This window comes from Shinella sp. M27 (genome assembly GCF_049199905.1).
Taxonomy (GTDB): Bacteria; Pseudomonadota; Alphaproteobacteria; order Rhizobiales; family Rhizobiaceae; genus Shinella.
Genome location: NZ_JBLZPK010000022.1, coordinates 104,748 through 117,993 on the forward strand (window position 1 = coordinate 104,748; position 13,246 = coordinate 117,993).

The window sequence follows — 13,246 nt, forward strand, 5'->3', positions numbered from 1 at the left end:
CACTCCAGACGATCAGGCAAACTTTGTCGGCGGGCGCTGAGCGTCCGGCCACAGGCCTTACTTGGGCCAAGAATTGAAAGTGTCGGCGAAGAATGAGCCGGCAATAAGACGAGGCGAATGCATATGACGATGCTCGGTTTCCAGACCACGATTGCAAACCCGGTGACGATTTCCGGCACGGGCGTGCATTCCGGCGTGCCGGTGTCGATCACCTTCAATCCGGCCGAAGCCGACAGCGGCATCGTCTTCCAGCGCCAGTTCGCCGACGGCACCGTCAGCGAATACCGCGCGGTCTCCTCGCAGGTTGGCAGCACCGATCTCTGCACCGTGCTCGGCTTCTCGCCGGCGACCTCGATTGCGACCGTCGAGCATGTCATGGCCGCCCTCTACGCGCTTGGCCTCGACAACACGCTGATCGAAGTCAGCGGCGCCGAAATGCCGATCATGGACGGCAGCTCCGCGCCCTTCATCGAAGCGATCGACGAGGTTGGCCTGATCCCGCTTGCCGTGAAGCGCCGCTACATCCGAATCATCAAGCCGGTTCGTGTCGAGGCTGGCGCCTCCTGGGCCGAGTTCTCGCCCTATGACGGCACGCGATTCGAAGTCGAGATCGATTTCGACTGCCCGCTCATTGGCCGCCAGTCCTGGAAGGGCGATCTTTCGCCCGCCACCTTCCGCACCGAACTGTCACGCGCCCGCACCTTCGGCTTCATGCGCGATGTCGAGCGTCTCTGGGCCGCTGGCCTGGCGCTCGGTTCCTCGCTGGAAAACTCGGTCGTCATTTCCGATGACAATACCGTGATCAATGTCGAAGGCCTGCGTTACGCCAAGGACGAGTTCGTGCGCCACAAGACGCTCGATGCCGTCGGCGACCTGGCGCTTGCCGGCGCGCAGTTCATCGGCTGCTACCGCTCCTATCGCGGCGGCCACAAGATGAATGCGCATGCTCTCAAGGCGCTGCTCAGCGACCGCTCGGCCTATGAAGTGGTCGAAGCCGCCGCACCGCGTTCGCGCGCCGGCCAGCGCGAGCTGATCGCCGTCAACGCACCGGAATTTGCGCCCTGGTCTCTCTGAGGCCGGGCCGCATTCCTTTTTCTTTCCCGACACGAATGCCATAAAAATGCGTTAATGCGTGGGCATGGCGTTGCGATCTTCACGCTTTTGGAGATACAACGCGGGGCGCATGTGCGGCCCGTCCGCATGGGGCGCCGTTGAACTGGGATTATCACATGGTTGTTGCAGGGTCTGTTGGTGTGAAGAAGACGGCGCGCATTGTCTATCTTACGCTTGTCGCTACGGCGTCTTCGATTGGTCTTTCTGCCTGCCAGTCTGATCCCGACATCGATATCACGAAGCTGTCGGGCGAGACCGAATCCGCCGATACGCTCTACAATCAGGGTCTGGCAAACCTGCAGGCCGGAAAGGTGGGCGAGGCGAACCGCAAGTTCGCGGCCGTCGATCGGCAGAACCCGTTCTCCGACCAGGCGCGCAAGGCGCTCGTCATGAGCGCGTTCACCAGCTATCGCCAGGGCGCCTATGAAGAGGCCATCACGGCCGGCAAGCGCTACCTGAACCTCTATCCGGAATCCTCCGACGCGGCCTACGCGCAGTACATCATCGGCCTCGCCTACTGGAAGCAGATCCCGAGCGTGACGCAGGACCAGCGCACCTCGCAGCAGACGCTCGAAGCGATGAAGGCCGTCGTCGACAACTATCCGGACTCGGAATATGTCGAGGATGCCCAGACCAAGATGCGTTTTGCCCGCGACCAGCTCGCCGGCAAGGAAATGCAGATCGGCCGCTATTATCTCGAGCGCAAGGAATTCATCGCGGCCGTCAGCCGCTTCCGCGTGGTCGTCGAAACCTATCCGATGACCAACCAGATCGAGGAAGCGCTGGCGCGTCTCGTCGAGACCTATTACGCTATGGGTCTTGCCAGCGAAGCGCAGACGGCGGCCGCCGTTCTCGGCCATAACTATCCGGACAGCCAGTGGTATGCCGACAGCTACAAGCTGCTGCAGTCGAAGGGCCTGGAGCCGCGTGAGAACAACGGTTCCTGGATTTCGCGCGCCGGCAAGAAGCTGATCGGCGCCTGAACCAAGAGATACGTGCCATGCTGGCGCAGCTATCGATCCGCGATATCGTCCTGATCGAACGGCTCGACCTTGCGTTCGAGCCGGGTCTCTCCGTGCTTACGGGGGAGACGGGCGCCGGCAAATCGATTCTTCTCGACAGTCTTTCGCTGGCGCTCGGCGGGCGCGGCGACGGTTCGCTGGTGCGCCACGGCATCGAACGCGGCCAGGTGACGGCCGTCTTCGACGTGCCGATGACCCATGCGGCGCGTGCGCTATTGCGCGACAACGGCATCGACGATGACGGCGACCTCATCTTCCGCCGCCAGCAATCGGCCGATGGCCGCACCAAGGCCTATGTCAACGACCAGCCGGTGTCGGTGCAGCTCATGCGCCAGGCCGGTCAGCTTCTCGTCGAAATCCACGGTCAGCACGACGACCGGGCGTTGGTCGATACCGACGCGCACCGCCTGCTGCTCGATGCCTTCGGTGGCCTGAGCGAGGCGGCGGCCGATGTCGGCACGCTCTATCATCACTGGAAGGAAGCCGAGCGCACGCTGCGCCGCCATGGCGACAAGGTGGACGCGGCGGCCCGCGAGGCGGACTATCTGCGCTCGTCCGTAGAGGAGCTGGAAGTGCTCTCGCCGCAGGATGGTGAGGAGGATGCGCTGGCGGAGGTGCGTGCCCGCATGATGAAGGCCGAGCGCATTGCCGGCGATATCAACGAGGCGAGCGAATTCCTGAATGGCAATGCCTCGCCCGTTCCGCTGATCGCCGCCCTCGTGCGCCGGTTGGAGCGCAAGAGCCATGAGGCGCCGGGCCTGCTGGAGGAGACGGTCGAACTGCTCGATCTGGCGCTGAACCACCTTTCCGACGCGCAGACGGCCGTCGAAACGGCGCTGCGCAAGACGGAATACGACCCCAAGGAACTGGAGCGCACGGAAGAGCGGCTGTTTGCGCTGCGCGCCGCCGCCCGCAAATATTCCGTACCTGTCACCGGTCTTCCGGCCCTGGCCGCCAAGATGATCGCCGACCTTGCCGATCTCGATGCCGGCGAGGAAAAGCTGGTGCAGTTGCAGGCGCGGCTGACCGAGGCGCGCGCCGCCTTCGAAATCGCCGCCAAGTCGCTCTCCGAAAAGCGCCACCACACGGCAGACGCGCTCGCCGCCGCCGTGATGGCGGAACTGCCGGCGCTGAAGCTGGAGCGGGCGCGCTTCACCGTCGAGATCACCACCGATCCGGACGGCGGGGCGGAGGAGGGGATCGACACGGTCGAGTTCCACGTCCAGACCAATCCCGGCACCCGCCCCGGCCCGATCATGAAGGTCGCCTCGGGCGGCGAACTCTCGCGCTTCCTGCTGGCGCTTAAGGTGGCGCTGGCCGATCGCGGTTCTGCGCCGACGCTCGTCTTCGACGAAATCGACACCGGCGTCGGCGGTGCTGTGGCCGATGCCATCGGCCAGCGGCTGAAGCGCTTGTCTGCCACCGTGCAGGTGCTCTCGGTCACCCATGCGCCGCAGGTCGCGGCACGCGCCGCGACGCATCTCCTCATTTCCAAGGGGCCGGTCGAGGGCAGCGAGACCGTCGCCACCCGTGTCGCCCGCATGGACGAGGGTGCGCGCACCGAAGAGATCGCCCGCATGCTGGCCGGCGCCTCCGTGACCGACGAGGCGCGCGCCGCGGCCGCACGGCTGCTTTCCGGCGGGACGTAACGGCGTTCCATCTTTCCTTTCGTCAGCTTTGCTCTAAAACCTTCTCCGAATCCCGGAGCATGTCATGGCGAACGCGAAACCCCCTGTCGAAACCCTGACCGAAGACGAAGCAGCAGCCGAGCTTGCCTTTCTGGCGGCGGAGATCGCGCGCAATGACGAGCTCTATCACGGGCAGGATGCGCCGGAGATTTCGGATGCCGACTACGACGCGCTGAAGCGGCGCAACGAGCAAATCGAGGCCCGTTTTCCGGCTCTGGTACGCGATGACAGCCCGTCGCGCCGTGTCGGTTCCGCGCCGCTCCCAACCTTTGCGCCGATCACCCATTCCCGCCCGATGCTGTCGCTCGACAACACGTTTTCCGACGAGGACGTGCGGGACTTCGTTGCCTCGGTCTATCGCTTCCTCGGCCGCCTGCCGGACGATTCCATCGCCTTCACCGCCGAGCCGAAGATCGATGGCCTTTCCATGTCGATCCGCTATGAGAACGGCCGCCTGGTGACGGCCGCCACGCGTGGCGATGGCACGACGGGCGAGAATGTCACCGCCAATGTGCAGACCATCGCCGAAATCCCGAATCGGCTGCCGGCTGGCGTGCCCGAGGTCGTTGAGGTGCGCGGCGAGGTCTATATGGCCAAGAGCGATTTTCTCGCGCTGAACGAGAAGATGGCGGCGGAGGGCAAGCAGACCTACGTCAATCCACGCAACACCGCGGCGGGCTCGCTGCGCCAGCTCGATGCCTCGGTGACGGCAAGCCGCAAGCTGCGCTTTTTCGCCTATGCCTGGGGCGAGATGTCCGCGATGCCTGACAATACCCAGTTCGGCATGATCGGCGTGCTGAAATCCTGGGGCTTTCCGGTCAATCCGATGACGAAGCGGCTGTCGCGCGTCGAGGATATCATCGCGCATTATCGCGAGATCGGCCTTGCCCGCCCGGATCTCGACTACGATATCGACGGCGTCGTTTACAAGGTGGACGAGCTGGCGCTGCAGGAGCGCCTCGGCTTCCGCTCGCGCTCGCCGCGCTGGGCGACGGCGCACAAGTTCCCGGCGGAGCAGGCCTTCACCATCGTCGAGAAGATCGACATCCAGGTTGGCCGCACCGGCGCGCTGACGCCTGTTGCGCGCCTGACGCCTGTCACGGTTGGCGGGGTGGTCGTCACCAATGCGACGCTGCACAATGCGGATTATATCGAAGGCATCGGCAATAGCGGCGAGCGCATCCGGGCCGAGGATCACGACATCCGCATCGGCGATACGGTCATCGTGCAGCGCGCGGGCGATGTGATCCCGCAGGTGCTCGATGTCGTCATGGAGAAGCGCCCGGCGGACGCTCAGCGCTACGAATTCCCGAAAACCTGCCCGGTCTGCGGTAGCCATGCGGTGCGTGAGCGCAACGAGAAGACGGGCCGGCTCGATTCCGTGACGCGCTGCACCGGCGGCTTCGTCTGCCGCGCACAGGCGGTGGAGCACCTGAAGCACTTCGTCTCGCGCAACGCCTACGATATCGAAGGCCTCGGCTCCAAGCAGATCGATTTCTTTTTCGAGGCGGAGGATCCGTCGCTGACGATCCGCACGGCTCCCGATATCTTCACGCTGGAAAAGCGGCAGGCGGGTTCGCTGACCAAACTCGAAAACATCGATGGCTTCGGCAAGGTGAGCGTGCGGAAGCTTTATGATGCCATCGACGCCCGCCGGTCGATTGCCCTCAACCGCTTCATCTATGCGCTCGGCATCCGCCATGTCGGCGAGACCAATGCCAAGCTGCTGGCACGCGCCTATGGCACCTATGCCGCCTTCGAGGAGGCGATGAAGGCTTCCGTCTCGCTCTCGGGCGAGGCCTGGACGGAGCTCAACAGCATCGACGGCATCGGCGAGGTCGTCGCCCGCGCGATGGTGGAATTCTACAAGGAGCCGCGCAATGTCGATGTGATCGACCGGCTGCTTCAGGAAGTGACGCCGGAAGCGGCTGAGGCGTTCGTTGCGACGTCGAGCCCCGTCGTCGGCAAGACGGTGGTCTTCACCGGCTCGCTGGAGAAGATGACTCGCGACGAGGCGAAGGCCATGGCGGAGCGGCTGGGCGCGAAGGTCGCGGGGTCGGTTTCGAAGAAGACGGATCTGGTCGTGGCCGGTCCGGGTGCGGGTTCCAAGCTCGACAAGGCCAAGGAGTTCAACGTCGAGGTGATCGACGAGGACGGCTGGTTCGAGCTCATCAAGGGATCGTGACGGTCGAGCCGCGCACGAGGAAGCGGCCGCTGAAGGTCATCGGCACGCCTTCTCCGGCATTATAGTCCAATGTGCCGCCGAGATAGGCGTGCATGTGCAGGTGCGGCTCGGAGGAATTGCCGGAATTGCCGACGCGGCCGAGCGTTTCGCCCGCGGTGACGAGTTCGCCACCCTTGATCGCGATCGAGCCTTTGCGCAGATGCGCAAGCAGAACGCGTGCCGTGCCGCAGGCGAGAATGATGTGGTTGCCGGCCGGTTCCTGCGTGTTCGTTTCGAAAATCCTGTTGTCGTCGATCCCGTCATGCATGGAGATGGCGACGCCCGTGCAGGGGCTTTTCACCTCGCGGCCATAGATGACGTAGTCCGTGAGATCGTCTGGCATGACCCCCGCCGCCCGCGCGCCAAAACCGTTGAGCGCGACGATGTCGAGCGCGTAGCGCTGGCTTTGGTCGGCATGGTGACTGTTGATCGACGTCGTGCTGCCGCCCTGTCCGACATAGTACTCGCCTGATGCGAAGGGGAAGGTGAGGTCGACAGCGGTGTCCTGATAGCCATAGCCTGACAGCGCTCGTGCGGTGAGCGCCAGGAAGAAGACGGCCATGGCGGCAGTGAAACCGTGGCTGCGCATGAGGGAGGGCGAGCGGTTCCAGGTCCGATGCCGGACGCGCCTATAGGCGAGCGCTGCCGAAACGGCGAAGGTGACAGGCAGCACCACCGCCAGTACCGTGCTCAGAAAATCCCAGCGGCCGATCACGGCGATGAAGGCGAAGTAGCAGGCGCCGTAGACGACGCGCATTAGCCAGCCGACGCGGTCGGCCGGGTGCGGTAGCCAGAGCCAGAGCAAAAAGAAAATCGGCAGAAGAACCTGTGTGGTCAGGAGGATGAGCAGGGGAAGTTCCATTGTTCCACCCTTCAGGGTCTGCCATGCCCTTCCATCGGCGGACACGGATATTGTCCCTGCTCAATCCGCGCCGACGGTATTGGTTCCGTTTTCCGGAATCTCTTCCACAGCTTATCAGCCTTTCCTAAGGATCCGTGTAACCGGCCGGATGGATATCGACCGTACGGCCGGCCGGATCGGTCTGGAAGAGAATGGCGCCCGTCGATTTGGATTCGGCGGCGACATAGTCGAAGACCACTTCGTTTTCCTCGATCACCCGATCGCCCTCCATCAACCGGCCGACGACGGTGACGGCGGCTGCCGTCGTCGTTGCGGTGTTGTAGATGTCGAAGGCGACACGGTGGCCTGCCGAGGTTTTTTCGGTCGTCAGTACGGTCACGGCGAGGTCCGGCGGCGTCGCCGCGCGGGTGAAGGCCTCCCAGGTCAGCCAGCCGAGCATGGCGGCGACCAGGAGCGCGGAGACGATGCCCGTCAGCCATTCGATCCAGTGCGGATCCTGGCGCTCGCGATGGCGGCCCTGTTCGGATTTGGTCATGAAAGCCTCACAGGATCAGGCGGGCGGCAGCGGCACCCAGCGATGCCGGGAAGCCGAGCACGATGACGGACAGCATGATCTCGACGGCGGAACTGTCGCCCAGCCGCTCGAAGATCCAGAGGGCGAAGACGCTGATCGCGAGTGCGATGACGTAGCCGGGCAGGGTGAACCGAATGAAAGCGTGCCACCACGGCGTTTCCGGCTCAAGCTCGTGCCCGCCGATGAAGGAGACGGCATAGACGAAGCCGTGCATCAGCGTGATCGAGAGCAGGGTGACGACGATCGCATGCCAGATCGACATCTTGTAGGCGAGCACCATCATCTCGTCGGTGGGCGCGATGTTGAGCGAGAGGAAGAGGGCGCCGGCGGCCATCATCAGCAGTTCGCCGTGATAGGGCGTTTCCTTGTCCTCGTCGTCGGTCTCGTCGTGGCCGAGCTGGCTGCGGCCGAGCATGGCACCGATGCTAGCCGGCACGGATTGCAGGGCGATCTTGGCGACGGCTTCGCTCGCCGGCATGTCGGCATGCAGCAGGCCGAGCGCGGCGAGCACGATAACGCTGGTCACGATGCCGATGCCATAGGCGATGATCGCGTCGCGGATCGCCTCGCTCCAGGTGAACGTCTCCTCGAAGCCGATGCGGTGGGCAAGCAGGATGAGAAGGGGGATGTTGAGGAGGAGAAGCAACAGCAGTCGCTCGCGCGCAATGGTGAAGCCGAGATACCACATTTCCATGGTCATCAGCATGGGCAGCGCCAGGAAAAGCGCGCCGGCGACACCGCGGCCGAGGCCGGTCACGAAGCTGTTGAATTGGTTTTTTGCGTCGTCAGCGGATGTGGTCTCGCCTGCCATCGCTGTACCCCCCTGGCAACAAGCGCGGGGGAAATGCGGCGCGGAGCAAAAAGTTCCGCGCCGCCAACCGCTTAGGGGCGGTCGAACTTCTTGGGCTTCGGCTTCTTCGGGCCGCCTTCCGGCTTGGCGAATTTTTCGTCGCGCTTGCCCTTGAAGGGCTTCGGGCCGCCGAAGGGCTTGCCCGGCTTCTGAGCACTCGCGTCGCGATCCTTCCAGTGCGCCGGCTTGGCTGCCGCACCCTCAGGCTTGTCGAACTCGCGCTTCTTGTCGGCGCTGTCGTTGCGATCCTTCCAGTGCGGCTTGGCTGCCGCACCTTCGGGCTTGTCGAACTCACGCTTCTTGTCGAAGTCCTTCTTCTTGGCAAAGCCGGGCTTCTTGTCGAACTCGCCGCGCGGCTTCCAGTCGGCGCGGCGTTCTTCGCTGCGCACCGGCTTGTCGTAGCGCTGGGTCTTTTCGCCCGGCGTCCGCTCGTAGAACTGTGGGGTCAGGTCGGGCATGCCTTCGAGCACGGTCACGCGGATGCCGCGCTCCAGCATGCTGTTGGGGCCGAGCGCGCCCATGAAACCGTCGGAGGCATCGGCGGAGAGCTCGATGAAGGTCTCCTCCGGCTGCATCTTGATGGCGCCGATCTCGTTCTTGGTGATGTTGCCGTTGCGGCAAAGCATCGGGATCAGCCAGCGCGGCTCGGCGCGCTGCTTACGGCCGACCGAGACGGAAATCCAGGTGCTGCGGGCAAAGCTGTCGCGCGGGCGCTTGGTCTCGGCCGGAATGGCATCGTTGCCGCGCTCGCGCGGCTTGCGCTGTTCGAGCGAGACCTCGATCAGGTCTTCCGGTGCGGAGCGGCCGGCCTTGAAGTAGCGCGCGACGGCGGCGGCGAGCTGGCGGGAATCGAATTTTTCGACCAATGCGTCGATCGTCTCGATTTCGTCTTCGCCGATCGTCTCGGTCAGCGTCGCATCGGCGAGCAGGCGCTCGTCGTCGCGGCGCAGGATCTCTTCGGCCGACGGCGGCGTCGCCCAGTTGGCCTTGAGGTTGGCGATCTGCAACAGGCGCTCGGCCTTGCGGCGGGCGCTGAGCGGCACGATGAGGGCGCTGACACCCTTGCGGCCGGCGCGGCCCGTGCGGCCCGAACGGTGCAGCAGCGTATCCGGGTTGGTCGGCAGGTCGGCATGTACCACGAGTTCGAGGTTCGGCAGGTCGATGCCGCGGGCGGCGACGTCTGTGGCGATGCACACACGGGCGCGGCCGTCGCGCATGGCCTGCAGCGCGTGGGTGCGTTCGTTCTGGCTGAGTTCGCCGGACAAAGCCACGACCGAGAAGCCGCGATTGTTGAAGCGGGCCGTCAGGTGGTTTACGGCCGCGCGCGTCGAGCAGAAGACGATCGCATTCTGCGCATCGTAGAAGCGCAGCGTGTTGATGATGGCGTTCTCGCGATCCGAGGGGGTGCAGATGAGCGCGCGGTATTCGATATCGACATGCTGCTCGCGTTCGGCCGCCGTCGAGATGCGCATGGCATCGCGCTGGTAGTTCTTGGCAAGCGCTGCGATTTCCTTCGGCACGGTGGCCGAGAACATCAGCGTGCGGCGGTCTTCCGGGGCTGCCTCGAGGATGAATTCGAGGTCTTCGCGGAAGCCGAGGTCGAGCATCTCGTCGGCCTCGTCGAGCACGACGGCGCGGATGGCGGAGAGATCGAGATTGCCGCGCGTGATGTGGTCGCGCAGGCGGCCCGGTGTGCCGACGATGATATGGGCACCGCGTTCCAGCGCCCGGCGCTCGTTGCGCACGTCCATGCCGCCGACGCAGGAGCCGATGACGGCGCCGGTCAGTTCATAGAGCCATTCCAGCTCGCGCTTGACCTGCATGGCGAGTTCCCGCGTCGGGGCGATGACGAGCGCAAGCGGGCTTCCCGCGCGGTCGAAACGTTCTTCGCCGGAAAGCAGCGTCGGCGCGAGCGCCAGGCCGAAGGCAACGGTCTTGCCGGAGCCGGTCTGCGCGGAAACCAGCGCATCGGAATCGCCGATCTTGGGGTCGGAGACGGCGATCTGCACCGGCGTCAAAGTGGTATAGCCGCGTTTTTCCAACGCCTTTGCCATCGCCGGAGCGAGGCTGTCGAAACTCGTCATGTGGGGTCTTTCGGAATTCGGGTTCAGCGACGATCTGGCGTCGCACTCGCAAGCCCGTACCTAACGAGCGTGTTGTGCGCTCTCTACTGCTCCTTGGCCAAAATGTACAGTGCGCAAAATGCAATGCTGCCCAGCGGGTTAAGCGATGGCGGGCAAAAGTCTTTCCCGATTGTCTTTTTGCGCTGCACAAGATAGAAAACGGCGCCCCCGGAAAGTGGTCCGCAGAGACGACATGGGAGCATCGCCCGCGGGAGAGGGCGAGAGCAAGGAGGAACCGCCGATGAAGACGTTCACCACCATCGCGGATTTGCGCGCGGCTCTGGCGCCGCACCGGCTGGATGGCCGCACGATCGGCCTCGTGCCCACCATGGGCTATCTTCATGTCGGCCATATGGAGCTTGCGCGCCGCGCCCGCGCCGACAACGACATCGTCGTCGCCACCATTTTCGTCAATCCGCTGCAATTCGGCCAGAACGAGGATCTCGCGCGCTATCCGCGCGATCTCGCCCGCGACCAGGCGATGTTGGAGGCCGAGGGCGTGCATTACCTCTTCGCCCCCGGCGTCGCGGACATGTATCCGCGGCCGATGGAGACCGTGGTGGATGTGCCGAAGCTCGGCGCGGAACTCGAAGGCTCAGTGCGCCCCGGCCATTTCGCCGGCGTTGCGACGGTCGTGACGAAACTCTTCAACATTGCCGGTCCCGACCGCGCCTATTTCGGCGAGAAGGATTTCCAGCAGCTCACCATCATCCGCCGCATGGTCGCCGATCTCGCCCAGCCCGTCGAGGTGATCGGCGTGCCGACGGTGCGTGAGGCCGACGGCCTCGCCTGTTCCTCGCGCAACGTCTATCTCTCGCCTGAAGAGCGCGCAGCCGCCGCCATCGTGCCGCGCGCACTGGAAAAGGCCGAACGGCTGATCGCGGCCGGCGAGACCGATGCGAAGACACTGGAGGCGGGCGTGATGGCCTTCCTCCGCAGCGAGCCTCTGGCCAAGCCGGAGGTCGTCGCCATCAGGGATCCGGACACGCTGGCCGAAATCGACACGGTCGGCGACAGGCCGGTCCTTTTGCTGCTTTTCGTGCGCTTTGGAAGCACGAAGCTCCTCGATAACCGGGTCCTCAGCCCAAAGAAGAAGGTTGCGTGACATGAGCGTACACACCGCCAAGCGCCGTCTGGCTCCGTCCGACATCAAGGCCCTCAAGGGCGAACGCCCCATCGTCAGCCTCACCGCCTATACGACGCCGGTCGCCAAGCTGATGGACCCGCATGTCGATTTCATGCTGGTCGGCGACAGCCTCGGCATGGTGCTCTACGGGCTGGATTCAACCGTCGGCGTGACGATCGAGATGATGATCGCCCATGGCCAGGCCGTCATGCGCGGCTCGTCCAACGCCTGCGTCGTCGTCGACCTGCCGTTCGGGTCCTACCAGCAGTCCAAGGAGCAGGCCTTCGCGACGGCTGCCCGCGTGCTGAAGGAAACCGGCTGTTCGGCGATCAAGCTGGAGGGCGGCGCGGAAATGGCCGAGACGGTCGATTTCCTCACGCAGCGCGGCATTCCCGTGCTCGGCCATGTCGGCCTGATGCCGCAGCTCATCAACACGACGGGCGGCTATCGCTCGCTCGGCCGCAACGATAAGGAAGTGGAAAAGATCCGCAAGGACGCCGCCGCCATCGACGATGCCGGCGCCTTCGCCATCGTCATCGAAGGCACGGTCGAGCCGCTGGCGCGCGAAATCACCGGCAAGGTGAAGGCGCCGACCATCGGCATCGGCGCTTCGCCGGCCTGCGACGGCCAGGTTCTGGTGGTCGACGACGTGCTCGGCATCTTCACCGATTTCAAGCCGCGCTTCGTCAAGCATTTTGCCAACCTGGCGCCTGTCATGAGCGAGGCTTTCGCGACCTATGCGGAAGAGGTCAAGGCGCGCAGCTTCCCAGCGCCGGAGCACACGTTCCAGCTCAAGAAGGTTTGATCAATCAGCGCCGGTCAGGGATCGGCGCTGATTGATCAACGGCGCTGAACGGTCCATCAGCCATATTGGTTTGCGGGTGGGCCGTGCCTGTTCTATGGCTTGCCTATCCTAGGATAGAGCAGACCCATGACCCCCGATACAAAAGAAGAAATCCGCGACGCCTTTCGGCGTGGTATCGCGGTTGCCATTGCGGCATCGCCGTTTGCCGTGTTGTTCGGCGCCGTTTCCATCGACAACGGCCTGACGGTTGCCGAAGCGACCCTGATGAGTGCGACGCTCTATGCGGGCGCCAGCCAGCTCGTCGGTGTCGAGCTGTTCAATCATCATGTCGCGCCCTGGCTCGTCGTGCTCTCGATTTTTGCCGTCAACTTCCGCCACGTGCTCTATTCGGCGGCCATCGCCCCGCATATCCGGCACCTGACCTTCTGGCAGAAGGCGACCTCGTTGTTCCTGCTGACCGACCCGCAGTTTGCCGAAACCGAGAGGCGGGCGGATGCCGGTCTTCGGGTCAGCTATATCTGGCTGATGGTGCTGGGCTTCAGCGTCTATGTGCCGTGGCTTTGCCTGACGGTCGTCGGCGGGCTGCTCGGCAACCTGATCGGCGACCCCAGGGCGATCGGCATCGATGTGCTGCTGCCGGTCTATTTCATGGGCCTGGTGATGGGCTTCCGTAGTCGGGCGAACTGGCTGCCGGTCGTGCTCGCCTCCGGTGTCGGTTCGGTGCTCGCCATGCATTTCGTCGGCTCGCCCTGGCATGTCAGCCTCGGCGCACTTGCCGGCGTCGCCGTCGCGGCCCTGCTGCCGCTCGACAAGGAAGACGAGGCGCTCGCCGGCACGGTTGCGGAAGGGGAGGCGTGAG

The 13,246-nt window shown here is 64.4% G+C and carries 11 protein-coding genes; 7 read left to right on the forward strand and 4 right to left on the reverse strand.

What is annotated here, in order from left to right; all coding sequences use genetic code 11:
* Window positions 1-117 precede the first annotated feature (117 nt).
* From lpxC to ligA, 4 genes are all read left to right on the forward strand, one after another.
* Window positions 118-1,074 (forward strand): UDP-3-O-acyl-N-acetylglucosamine deacetylase, encoded by a 957-nt coding sequence (gene lpxC, locus ACOZK4_RS08330; RefSeq protein ID WP_313532363.1) that lies wholly within the window; start codon window positions 118-120, stop codon window positions 1,072-1,074.
* A 155-nt stretch (window positions 1,075-1,229) separates the two neighbouring features.
* Window positions 1,230-2,096, forward strand: a complete 867-nt coding sequence (locus tag ACOZK4_RS08335; RefSeq protein WP_313532365.1) for an outer membrane protein assembly factor BamD — start codon at window positions 1,230-1,232, stop codon at window positions 2,094-2,096.
* Between the two features lie 17 nt (window positions 2,097-2,113).
* Window positions 2,114-3,784, forward strand: coding sequence for a DNA repair protein RecN (recN, locus tag ACOZK4_RS08340; RefSeq protein WP_421591477.1), 1,671 nt, complete (start codon window positions 2,114-2,116; stop codon window positions 3,782-3,784).
* Between the two features lie 64 nt (window positions 3,785-3,848).
* A complete protein-coding gene (gene ligA, locus ACOZK4_RS08345; protein WP_421591478.1) occupies window positions 3,849-6,008 on the forward strand; it encodes an NAD-dependent DNA ligase LigA in 2,160 nt (719 codons plus the stop codon).
* Here the strand turns inward: ligA and ACOZK4_RS08350 are convergent.
* The 4 genes from ACOZK4_RS08350 to ACOZK4_RS08365 form a co-directional block, all read right to left on the reverse strand.
* Window positions 5,995-6,909 (reverse strand): M23 family metallopeptidase, encoded by a 915-nt coding sequence (locus ACOZK4_RS08350; protein WP_421591479.1) that lies wholly within the window; start codon window positions 6,907-6,909, stop codon window positions 5,995-5,997. The two genes, ligA and ACOZK4_RS08350, sit on opposite strands and share 14 nt — an antisense overlap.
* Before the next feature lie 124 nt (window positions 6,910-7,033).
* On the reverse strand, window positions 7,034-7,444 hold the full coding sequence (locus tag ACOZK4_RS08355; RefSeq protein WP_421591480.1) for a TIGR02588 family protein: 411 nt from the start codon (window positions 7,442-7,444) through the stop codon (window positions 7,034-7,036).
* A 7-nt stretch (window positions 7,445-7,451) separates the two neighbouring features.
* On the reverse strand, window positions 7,452-8,294 hold the full coding sequence (locus tag ACOZK4_RS08360; RefSeq protein WP_421591481.1) for a TIGR02587 family membrane protein: 843 nt from the start codon (window positions 8,292-8,294) through the stop codon (window positions 7,452-7,454).
* A gap of 71 nt (window positions 8,295-8,365) precedes the next feature.
* Window positions 8,366-10,417 (reverse strand): DEAD/DEAH box helicase, encoded by a 2,052-nt coding sequence (locus ACOZK4_RS08365; RefSeq protein ID WP_421591482.1) that lies wholly within the window; start codon window positions 10,415-10,417, stop codon window positions 8,366-8,368.
* Window positions 10,418-10,697: 280 nt separating this feature from the next.
* Between ACOZK4_RS08365 and panC the strand changes: the two genes are divergently transcribed.
* From panC to ACOZK4_RS08380, 3 genes are all read left to right on the forward strand, one after another.
* Window positions 10,698-11,561: a pantoate--beta-alanine ligase gene (gene panC / locus ACOZK4_RS08370; protein WP_421591483.1), complete on the forward strand. Its 864-nt coding sequence runs from the start codon at window positions 10,698-10,700 to the stop codon at window positions 11,559-11,561.
* A gap of 1 nt (window position 11,562) precedes the next feature.
* A complete protein-coding gene (gene panB, locus ACOZK4_RS08375; protein ID WP_421591484.1) occupies window positions 11,563-12,387 on the forward strand; it encodes a 3-methyl-2-oxobutanoate hydroxymethyltransferase in 825 nt (274 codons plus the stop codon).
* Window positions 12,388-12,513: 126 nt separating this feature from the next.
* A complete protein-coding gene (locus ACOZK4_RS08380) occupies window positions 12,514-13,245 on the forward strand; it encodes an AzlC family ABC transporter permease (protein ID WP_421591485.1) in 732 nt (243 codons plus the stop codon).
* The last annotated feature ends 1 nt before the right edge of the window (window position 13,246 follow it).

What these genes read in the sequence shown, in the direction of transcription:
- lpxC (WP_313532363.1), top strand. Translation starts at nt 118, where the DNA reads ATGCATATGACGATGCTCGGTTTCCAGACCACGATTGCAAACCCGGTG.
- ACOZK4_RS08335 (WP_313532365.1), top strand. Translation starts at nt 1,230, where the DNA reads ATGGTTGTTGCAGGGTCTGTTGGTGTGAAGAAGACGGCGCGCATTGTC.
- recN (WP_421591477.1), top strand. Translation starts at nt 2,114, where the DNA reads ATGCTGGCGCAGCTATCGATCCGCGATATCGTCCTGATCGAACGGCTC.
- ligA (WP_421591478.1), top strand. Translation starts at nt 3,849, where the DNA reads ATGGCGAACGCGAAACCCCCTGTCGAAACCCTGACCGAAGACGAAGCA.
- ACOZK4_RS08350 (WP_421591479.1), bottom strand. Translation starts at nt 6,909, where the DNA reads ATGGAACTTCCCCTGCTCATCCTCCTGACCACACAGGTTCTTCTGCCG.
- ACOZK4_RS08355 (WP_421591480.1), bottom strand. Translation starts at nt 7,444, where the DNA reads ATGACCAAATCCGAACAGGGCCGCCATCGCGAGCGCCAGGATCCGCAC.
- ACOZK4_RS08360 (WP_421591481.1), bottom strand. Translation starts at nt 8,294, where the DNA reads ATGGCAGGCGAGACCACATCCGCTGACGACGCAAAAAACCAATTCAAC.
- ACOZK4_RS08365 (WP_421591482.1), bottom strand. Translation starts at nt 10,417, where the DNA reads ATGACGAGTTTCGACAGCCTCGCTCCGGCGATGGCAAAGGCGTTGGAA.
- panC (WP_421591483.1), top strand. Translation starts at nt 10,698, where the DNA reads ATGAAGACGTTCACCACCATCGCGGATTTGCGCGCGGCTCTGGCGCCG.
- panB (WP_421591484.1), top strand. Translation starts at nt 11,563, where the DNA reads ATGAGCGTACACACCGCCAAGCGCCGTCTGGCTCCGTCCGACATCAAG.
- ACOZK4_RS08380 (WP_421591485.1), top strand. Translation starts at nt 12,514, where the DNA reads ATGACCCCCGATACAAAAGAAGAAATCCGCGACGCCTTTCGGCGTGGT.